Below are 6,674 nucleotides of genomic sequence, written 5' to 3'. Positions count from 1 at the left end.
TGACTCGCTTTTTTATACCTTTATTAAGTTAAAACCTATTATTTACTTACAATTTTCAGAATAGTATAATATTTATCAAGTCCACTATTACAGTAATTCTATCTTTCCTACTATTATCGTAAAAGAGGTGTTTATATGTTTATAGTTACAAAACTCATTCACATTAAGTACGAATATGAAAATGAGCTACTTTATGGGCTTAGACAATATTATCCTTCCCCCGGAACGAACGGTTGTATTAACATAGAGTTTTCACCTGTTCATCGTACAAATGATAAGGCAGAGTATATGATTCGTATGTTATGGAAAACACAACAAGATTACCATACATGGCTTTCTCAAAAAGAAGGCAATGAAACTTTGAAGCACAAAATACAAGGCTATATCCTTTCTTCCAAATCAAATGCTACCTATGTGCATTAATCCTTCTCTTTTTATTCCTTACGAGGGGCAAAATGATAAAGTGAAACTTTAATCACCCTCATCAATTGGGCTATTCACAAATAACGAGATAAGGACCCTCTTACTTTTCATACTGTAAGAGGGCTTCTCTTATGCATACACTTTCTTCTCTTGACAATACAAACGAATAACATGTTTATTTTGTTGAAATACATCATGCGTCAGCCGAATAATAATAAAGTTTCGTTTTGTTTGATCATCATGAACAAAAATCTGTTCTCCCTCCTGAAAACGCCATGCACTTTCAAAAGTCGTAATATGATCCCCACTTACAGAAAAAAGTTCATATCGCATCTCTTGTACCCTCTCTCAACTTATATAATCACAATATCCTTATATTAAATTTATTATAACTTAATTCCTATCAAGTTAGTAATTTTTTCTATTTCGAAAGGTTTTAACTTTGTATTTAAATATTTTTAGCGCTATAATGATAAACGAATTTTTATTGAAAGGAGTTTTACTTTGACTGCATATTTATTTCCAGTGAAAACAGCATTTATTTTATTTCCTTTTTTAGCAATGTTTCTTTTAATCCCTTTTTTAATATTTAATTATCGAAAATACGGTTATTTAAATAAATGGCGCTCATTTATTTTATACTCATTATTACTTTACTTATTAAATGCCTATTTTCTTGTTATTTTGCCGTTGCCACAAACGTTTGATACTTGTAGCCTACAACCGGCTAATACACAACACATGCAACTCGCACCATTTTATTTCATACAAGAGATTAGTAGTCATACATCGGCAGTTTTAACGAAACCAGCTACTTATTTCTACTTATTAAAAGAGTCTGCGTTTTTACAAGTTGCCTTTAACGTTCTATTAACTGTTCCATTCGGTATTTACTTACGTTATTATTTCCGACGTAGTTTCTTACAAACAATTTGCATTTCCTTTTTCCTTTCACTATTTTTCGAGCTAACACAAGTGACTGGATTATACGGTATATACAATTGTGCATACCGATTATTTGATATCGATGATTTGTTTTTAAATACATTAGGTGGCGTAATTGGTTTTATCATTGCACCAATATTTACGTACTTCCTTCCGAAGACAAACGAGTTAGATAGTCATATTGATTTGGAAACGAAACCAGTCGGATTCATTCGTCGCCTTATCGCGATGCAAATTGATTGGATTTTCTTATCTATCGTCGTACCTGTCGTTAAAAACAAAGGAAATTCTTTCTTCGTTTCTAATATGCAATCTTACACCAATATGTATGAACTCATTTTCATTACGTGTTCAATCCTTATTTACTTTATTATTATTCCATACTTTACTAACGGAAAAACAATTGGGAAAGCATTGCTTCGCATTCACGTGAAAGGAAAATCAAATCGTATTACATTAAAAGAACTATTTATTCGCTACGGTATATTTTATTTTGCGTTAGGTGGAATCAATTATATTCTTTCTAGTAGCTCTATTTTAAATCACACAGAGCCTCTAATATTACTCGTTACATTGTTATTCCTATTCATCATTAACGGCCTATTTATTATTCATGTTTTACTACATGTATTTAGCCGGGATAAACTACTATTTTATGAACATATTAGTCATACAAGAAATGCAATTACACTAAAAAAAGCTGACAAATAGCGGGATAAATAACTTCTCCGCATAAGGATTAAAAAACATTCCAAGTTCATCTAGAGATTTCCTCACCTGTAAAAACGAATGAAACTCTGGATATATATATTGTAATTGTTCATACGATAATGTATGCATTTTCCCCCAATGTGGACGCCCTTCATACTTCAGAAAAATCTTTTCCACTTCGCCAAAGTAAGCAGCATATTTCATACCTTTATACATATGAACAGCGATATATGCTGAATCTCTTCCATAGGCCGGACTAAGCCATATATCATCCCCTTTCACATAGCGGCATTCGATTGGGAAGTGCACCTTATACTTTTTCTTTTCAATAAGATTTGAGATTTCTTCTACAACCGTCCTCATATACTTTGAAGGAATGCTATACTCCATTTCATAAAATGGCACCGTACGTGATGTAGCAAATACTTCATAGCTCGGGCCAATTATTTTTGTGTTTGGTACAGCTTTAGCTGATAACCGACTCACGCCTTTACTTATAGAAGGAAACCATTTACATCCTTTAGATAGTAAAGAGAACATCCTATTTTCAAGTAACTCCACCTTTAGTTTATGCCATTTCAAATCACTGCCTTTATTCGTTGTTTCGTTCGTAAGTTTCACTTGTACTTCATCAGAATAAGGAAAAACGAAAAATTCAAAATGACGATGCTTCTTATATTCTTCTAGTTTGTTCATTACAGTGGATAATGACTGTTTTTCACTTTCATAAACGAGTGAATACGCTGGAATAACCTTCAATTTTATCTTTACAATGATACCTAACATTCCAAGTGACAACTGAAACGCTCTCCAATATTCTACGTTCTCAGCTTCCGAACAAACTATACTCTCACCATTAGATAGAACTGCCGTAATCTCTATAACTTGTGTTGATAAACTCCCAAAGGTAATACCCGTTCCATGAGTCCCCGTACTAATCGCTCCTGCAATAGATTGCGAATCAATATCCCCTAAATTTTCTTGCGCATAACCTTTTTCCTCAAGTAACTTCCCTAAATCATATAACTTTGTTCCTGCCCATACTTCAGCAACCATCTTCTCTGCATCAATATTCACAATACCCTTCAATTCATCTAAAGAAACTAAAACTTCTTCCGTTTGCACAAGGGGGGTAAACGAGTGTCCTGAACCGACAACACGAATTTTCTTTCCCTTTTTTCGCGCAAGCCCCACAACTTCTACTACATCTTGTATACTTTCTGGATACATCGTATAATGCGGCGTTCCTTCTACATTCCCTGTCCAATTTCTCCACTTTTGTCCCTTTATAGAAAGCATTGGTCATCCCCCCGATATGTTGAATACTCCCCGACAATCTCTCCTTTTTTAACACGATATAAAAAAGGAAAGCGTTCACATAATTCACCAGCCTTACTATGACGAAACAAAATGGTCTCTCCTATATCCACTCGTTCCTCGCCGTTATAAAAAATTGGCGTTTGTACCTCGCCAGCACCTTCTAAAGCTAATAATTTTGCACCCTTCGGTCTCCAAACTTCAGGCTCTTTATCTTTTCCAACTGCTCCTGAAGCAATATATCCACCACCTAGGCAAGTGTAAATAAACGGGACTGGTTTACGCACAACTGGTAAGGCAAATCCGACCGCTGGATGAAATTTCACCTCTTTATAATAATCAAACAGCTTCGGAGAATAAAAAGCAGAACCTATTGTAATCTCTGAAACTGAATTATCTTTCTCGGTTGTTTTTATGCTTCCTGTTCCGCCTCCATTTACAAACCTTAGCTCAATACCAATGTTTTGTATTGCTTTTACAATATGTTCTCTTCTTTCTTTAACTTCTAGCACTGATTTCTGCTTTAAATACGAAATCACTTTACTTTTCAACCATTGATTCGGTATATAATCGCCCACCCCGGCAATTTGAGCTTCATATCCCATTACACCATCTAACATTAAATATGATGACCTTCTCACCTTTTCTACTACTTTCAACGCATCCTGCACATTTTTTACTGGGGACCTTTGTACACCAAAATGAAATTGAAAGAAGCGACTACTCATATCAATATCCAAACAAACACGAAAACATCCTTTAGATTGCTCAGCAATGTTTTCTAAATACACAATATGCTCTTCACAATCCACCATACAAGTTATAATGAAACCTTCCTTTGTTAACAAACTAATTTCATACAGAGCTCTTTCATCGTAAGCAGGATATCCAAGCAATAAATCATTAAATCCTTGTTCTATTAAAAATAAAATCTCTCTAGGTGAAAAGCACATAATACCTTGAAATCGATCATTTGCAGCTAGTATCTTTTGCATAATCGGAACAGAGCGTAACGATTTACTCGCTATACGAATCTTTTTATTTCCACTTAACTCTATAATCGATTGAATATTTCTATCTAAAGCCACTTCATCCAAAAATGCACAAGGTAATGGAACTTCTTTAAAAATTCCTCGATCCACATTTTTCTCTCCTCTTCTCAATATGTCTTATACATATTGGAAAGAAAGTGTGATTTTCCTGTTTGCAAATAAAAAAAGTTTCTTCTTTACGAAGAAACTTTTTGAAACTACTTCATAGAAATAGTCGCCTCTACTGGATAATGATCAGAGTAATCATTATACGTATATTTTTGGAACCATGATGTAACAGTCCATTGTGGAGATTGCGGCTGTAACACCTTATTCTCTATATACGATGGGTTCGCATGGTCTTTACTTGCAATAATATAATCTAAATACTCTGCAGGACTATCAGGGAAATTATATTTTGCAATACTGTTTGTCGTTGCGTCCCAAGTCGCTGTATGTCCAGTATAAGATGGTACAGAAGCGTTCAATGTTTTAAACATAGATGCATACTCTGAGTCATTCTTGTTCTCTGCATTTATTTTATTTACGTTCATATCACCACCAATTAACACATACTCATTATTTGGTATATTTTTATTTTTAATAAAGTCTTGAATTTCTTTTAATTGGTCTGTACGTACAGATGCAGGTGAAGTTTTTCCGCACATACTATCTTCCGCTTGCAAATGCGTACCAATTACATGAACAAAGTGATCATTTTTCTTAATTTTCGTGTATACAAATCCTTTATTCGATAAATTATCTGGCCCGCATCCTTTTGCAAATACATATTGAATCTTTTCAGCGATTGGCCATTTGCTCACAATCGCAACGCCACCATCTTCAGGAGTTGAAGATGAATAGTTTCCTAACGTTTTATCCCATTCACTTCCACTACTACGACCTAATACTGCTGTTTGATTTGGATATTCTTTCTTCAAATTCCCTAATAAACGATCTGATGCGCTATTATCAAACACTTCATTTAATATAACTACGTCTTGATTCTTTATATAATCTGCCGCCCCGATTAAATCAGCACGCTCAGTTTGTCCCCAGTTCGGATATAAGTTTGTTGATAGCATATATACATTATGCGTCATCACTTTTAATGTATCGTTTTGATTTGTAGACGCTTCTGCTTGAGCTGACGTTCCGCTATATAAAGCTCCTAGACCAACACCTAAGCTAAGTACACCTTTTAGCAATTTACCTTTCACGTTTCATACCTCCATGTATTGTATAGTGATAAAAAGGCCAAATACTCTATTCTGAGATTTGACCTTTTTTAAATACTTAACGATTTCCGTACGTATCAAACCAAAGCTGAATATATCCAGCAGTAACACGTTGTGCATCCATTAAACGCTTACCTGTCATTGGTGTAACTTCAGCGCGCCATTTATCTGCATATTCTTGTGATACAGCAGCTCTCACGAACCAATCTTTCGTATTATCATTTACAATGCCAGCGTAATCTTGTTTCGCAACTACTGCCGCTCCATGAATCCAATCTTCTGGATTCGTACCTTTCCAGTTCCAATATCCATTTCCATCCGTTACTTTATAGTTATCTTTTATCGTATCTACAAAGTTTTCATATTTAGAATGGAACCCTTGTGGATACGAAAGGTTCGTAAAGTTTGCTGCATGCATCGGTTGGTTTACATCCCCTAGATAATGAAGAGATAATCCTAAATAGAAGAATGCTTGTTTCATATCTTTATTTTTGTAAGACTCACCAGCTAATTTAAAATACTTAGCTCCAGTTTCCTTTGCCTGCTTTGCATACGGAATATAAGTTTTCCCATTGTCAGGGTCATAGAAATGTGAAGCAAATGTGCTATTATCATAGTAAGGATTTTCATAGTCAGCAGCATAAATACCGTTCTCTAACTCCGTACGCCATTCATTTAATAGTGCAACTCGATCTTGTTTTACAAGTGTTGTATTACGAGACATAATATCAATTGCACGGTTTACAATCCATAAATGAGAATTCACGCCTTCTTTATGTTTATCTTCAGCAGACCAGCGCGGAATAACTCCAAATCTCTGTCCCCCATCATTTTCATGAGCAAATGCAACACTTTGTAATGGAGCAACTAATGTAATAGCTGCCGCTAAAGCAAGTACTTTCTTTTTCATATAAAATCCTCCATTTTATAATTGAATTATTGTAAACATTTTGTTAGGATCCTATGATGTCGTCCGGTTAACCTATGACTAGAATATCCCACCTTTCAC

At 34.7% G+C, this 6,674-nt stretch carries 7 protein-coding genes; 2 read left to right on the top strand and 5 right to left on the bottom strand.

The genetic code is table 11. The features are described 5' to 3' along the window. Positions 1–135 precede the first annotated feature (135 nt). Entirely contained in the window at positions 136–423 is a 288-nt protein-coding gene (locus ACQGS6_RS20680) for a hypothetical protein (RefSeq protein ID WP_025966743.1), read from the top strand. Positions 424–552: 129 nt separating this feature from the next. Here ACQGS6_RS20680 and ACQGS6_RS20675 read toward each other — a convergent pair whose 3' ends face one another. Beyond that, positions 553–756 (bottom strand): hypothetical protein, encoded by a 204-nt coding sequence (locus ACQGS6_RS20675; protein ID WP_001268332.1) that lies wholly within the window; start codon positions 754–756, stop codon positions 553–555. 171 nt (positions 757–927) lie between these two features. Between ACQGS6_RS20675 and ACQGS6_RS20670 the strand changes: the two genes are divergently transcribed. After that, on the top strand, positions 928–2,079 hold the full coding sequence (locus ACQGS6_RS20670; protein WP_000128012.1) for a VanZ family protein: 1,152 nt from the start codon (positions 928–930) through the stop codon (positions 2,077–2,079). On the opposite strand, the gene ACQGS6_RS20665 is transcribed toward ACQGS6_RS20670, so the two are convergent. From ACQGS6_RS20665 to cerA, 4 genes are all read right to left on the bottom strand, one after another. After that, positions 2,059–3,378 (bottom strand): D-arabinono-1,4-lactone oxidase, encoded by a 1,320-nt coding sequence (locus ACQGS6_RS20665; protein ID WP_426965514.1) that lies wholly within the window; start codon positions 3,376–3,378, stop codon positions 2,059–2,061. The two genes, ACQGS6_RS20670 and ACQGS6_RS20665, sit on opposite strands and share 21 nt — an antisense overlap. Beyond that, positions 3,366–4,538, bottom strand: a complete 1,173-nt coding sequence (locus ACQGS6_RS20660; protein ID WP_426965513.1) for an amino acid deaminase/aldolase — start codon at positions 4,536–4,538, stop codon at positions 3,366–3,368. Before ACQGS6_RS20660 ends, ACQGS6_RS20665 begins: the two co-directional genes overlap by 13 nt. 107 nt (positions 4,539–4,645) lie before the next feature. After that, on the bottom strand, positions 4,646–5,647 hold the full coding sequence (gene sph, locus ACQGS6_RS20655; protein WP_000676789.1) for a sphingomyelinase C: 1,002 nt from the start codon (positions 5,645–5,647) through the stop codon (positions 4,646–4,648). A 76-nt stretch (positions 5,648–5,723) separates the two neighbouring features. Beyond that, positions 5,724–6,575, bottom strand: a complete 852-nt coding sequence (cerA, locus tag ACQGS6_RS20650) for a phospholipase CerA (RefSeq protein WP_000730997.1) — start codon at positions 6,573–6,575, stop codon at positions 5,724–5,726. Positions 6,576–6,674 lie beyond the last annotated feature (99 nt).

It is taken from the genome of Bacillus sp. GMs2/2, assembly GCF_050172095.1.
Lineage (GTDB): Bacteria > Bacillota > Bacilli > Bacillales > Bacillaceae_G > Bacillus_A > Bacillus_A cereus.
This window is presented reverse-complemented; position numbering and strand designations above follow the sequence as displayed.